General features: G+C 62.8%; 4 protein-coding genes. 1 reads left to right on the forward strand and 3 read right to left on the reverse strand.

Annotated features, from left to right (window positions below):
- Positions 1–375, forward strand: a 375-nt coding sequence (locus JKL46_RS34515; protein WP_246529739.1) for an integrase core domain-containing protein, incomplete at its 5' end; no start/stop codon positions are given.
- Positions 376–413: 38 nt separating this feature from the next.
- On the opposite strand, the gene JKL46_RS34520 is transcribed toward JKL46_RS34515, so the two are convergent.
- From JKL46_RS34520 to JKL46_RS34530, 3 genes are all read right to left on the reverse strand, one after another.
- Entirely contained in the window at positions 414–1,346 is a 933-nt protein-coding gene (locus JKL46_RS34520; protein WP_201842935.1) for a recombinase family protein, read from the reverse strand.
- Positions 1,347–1,589: 243 nt separating this feature from the next.
- Complete coding sequence (locus JKL46_RS34525) at positions 1,590–1,832, reverse strand: transposase (RefSeq protein ID WP_201842937.1); 243 nt, start codon at positions 1,830–1,832, stop codon at positions 1,590–1,592.
- Positions 1,833–1,977: 145 nt separating this feature from the next.
- Positions 1,978–2,598: IS630 family transposase (locus tag JKL46_RS34530; protein ID WP_201842939.1), on the reverse strand; the 621-nt coding region annotated here is incomplete at its 5' end.

A 2,598-nucleotide genomic window follows, 5' to 3' on the forward strand; every position in this document is an offset into this window, starting at 1 on the left:
CGATCCGACCGCCGCTTTCGAATGCTCATCGCAACCTCCTCCTTCAGGGTGTTGCGACGACCGTTTGAATCCGTCCAAGACGTGTCGATAAAATACACCGAGCGCCTCGCCGAGGCCGGCATCGAGCCGTCGGTCGGCAGTGTCGGAGATTCCTACGACAATGCTCTGGCGGAAACCGTCATCGGGCTCTTCAAAACTGAAGTGATCCATCGGCGCGGTCCATGGCGCTCGTTTGAGAGCGTCGAGTTCGCCACCCTCGAATGGGTCGATTGGTACAACAACCGGCGCCTGCTCGAGTCCATCGGCAGCATTCCGCCCGCCGAGGCGGAAGCCGCCTACTATGCGAAGCTTGAGGTCATGCCGATGGCCGCGTAGAATTCAAGCCAATCAGCCTCCGGAAAATCCGGCGCGGTTCAATACGGGTGGGCTCTGTTGTTCCGCCGCGCCATCTGGCGATTATAGGTCAGTCGTCCTGCCACGCCGTCGAATTGCTCTTGCGTCACGATGGCCGGCACCGAGGCCACTGCAATCCAGTCTGCGGGGGCGGTCTTGTGGCACGTCCCACCCGCCGGATGGGCCGGGAGCAGGGCTGAGCGTCGCTTGTGACAGAGACCGAAGCGCTTCCGGTTCGCGAACACCTGACCGGTGTAGGTTGGATTGGTCAGCAGGCAGCGCAACGCCGACGGGCTCCAGGTCGGGTGACCTAAGGGAGAGGGAATGCCAAGCCGCGCCAAGCGCCGAACCAAGTCGATGATCGTGGTCCCGTCGACATACCAGGCGAAGATGTCCCGGACGACGGCGGCTTGGGCGGCGTTGAGGCGCACCCCGGCGGGATTGCGAGGGTGGTTGGGATCAAGCTCATAGCCGTACGGCGCCTTGGTCCAGGGCAAGAGTGTCCCGGCCCGCAGCCGGCGTAACCGACCGCGCCGCATGCGCTCCGCAATCAGGGTGCGCTCATACTCGGCCACGGCGCCGCGGATCTGGAGGAGGAGTTGATCGTGCGGATCCTGGCTCATCGGGCGGTCGAGGAAGTCGACCTGGGCCCCATGCTTTTGCAGCTCTTCAACCAATAGCACCTGATGCACATAGTTGCGCGCCAGACGATCCGGAGCTGTGATCAGGATCCGGTCGAGTTTGGCATTGGTGGCAGCCTCGCGCAGGGCATCGAGCCCCGGACGGTGCAGGTTGGCGCCACTGTAGCCGTCGTCTCGAAAGACATGCTTGAGAGGCAGATCCTCGCCATGGGTCAGAGCATGGGCACGCAGCCGTTCGATCTGCTGCTCAATCGACTGGCTCTGGACCTGACGCGGGGTTGAGACGCGCACGTAAGCGGCTAGGATCGGCATGGCGGCTCTCCTGTGCTGGCGGTTCGCCCCCCGCGCCGTCGGGACTGGGTCTGGGTGCTTGGCTGACCGCCAGGAGAAGCTGGAAGGCCTTGTCCCAGCGTCGCAGGGCGTCCGGGTTCTCGACCCAGCACCGTTGGATTGTCCATGGAGGTTGGTTCATGGTCCCCTCCGCGAGGGCGGAATTCCTCGGGAGGAGAACTGCTACAGGTCGGCTGCGGGCTGCGAGCGGGATGTGGCTCCACGTCAGAGCCAACTGACCGGGGCGGCTGAGACAAAATTTGTCGTTTGTGAATCGCCCATCCAGACCGAGTTCCAGTGGCCGAAGCATGGAGGCAGGGCTCGCCAGGTGATGTTGTGGACGGTGAAGTAATGCAGCGCCTCCAGGAAGCGGCGGTCGTTGCGCCCCTTGGCGCCGCGCCGGGAGCACGAGGCGGCAAACACTCGCAGCACTGTCGCCCAATCGTCCTCCGTCATTCCCGTCAGCATGGTCGAGCCTCCTGAAGTCGACCCGCTATGAATCATCGCGACACTGATTTGGGAATCTACTACCCGTTGCTCAGCCCAATCCGTCCACACGGCCTAGGAAATTCAATGCTGTGTTTCGAAAATTGCGAGATAGAGCATCGGCGGTTCAGACGAATCCATAACCTGCGGCCGTGAAGTAGTTGTGGCATTCCTCAGCCTCGATCCCATTGCAGATGTCGCCAATGGCCCGCCAGAGCGCGTCAAAGGTGCGGGCTTCGGCTTTGCGCAGGTGCGCCTTGATCTTGGCGAAGAGTTGCTCAATTGGGTTAAAATCCGGACTGTACGGGGGCAGGAACAGGAACCAGGCGCCGCGTTGCTTCAGACACTGCGCGGCTTTCTCGCTCTTGTGCGCCGGCAGGTTGTCGAGGATCACCACATCGCCCCTGGACAGAGTCGGCGCAAGCTGGGTCTCGACATAGGTCTCGAAGATCTGGCGGGTCATCGGCCCATCGATCACCCAGGGCGCTGTGAGGCCGGAGTAGCGCAGCCCGGCGACAAAGGTCTGGGTCAGCCAGTGGCCGAACGGCGCCTTGGCATACAGGCGCTGCCCTTTGAGGCAGCGGCCGCGCAAGCGCGTCATCTTGGTCGAGGTGCCGGTCTCATCGAGAAACACGAGACGATGAGGCTCTTGACGCATGCGCGGCTGACGCTTCGTGCGCCAATGCTCGCGGGCCTGGCGCACGTCGGAGCGTCCTTGTTCGCTGGCCCGCAGCGTTTTTTTTAAAAC

This window comes from Microvirga zambiensis WSM3693 (assembly GCF_016735695.1).
Lineage (GTDB): Bacteria > Pseudomonadota > Alphaproteobacteria > Rhizobiales > Beijerinckiaceae > Microvirga > Microvirga zambiensis.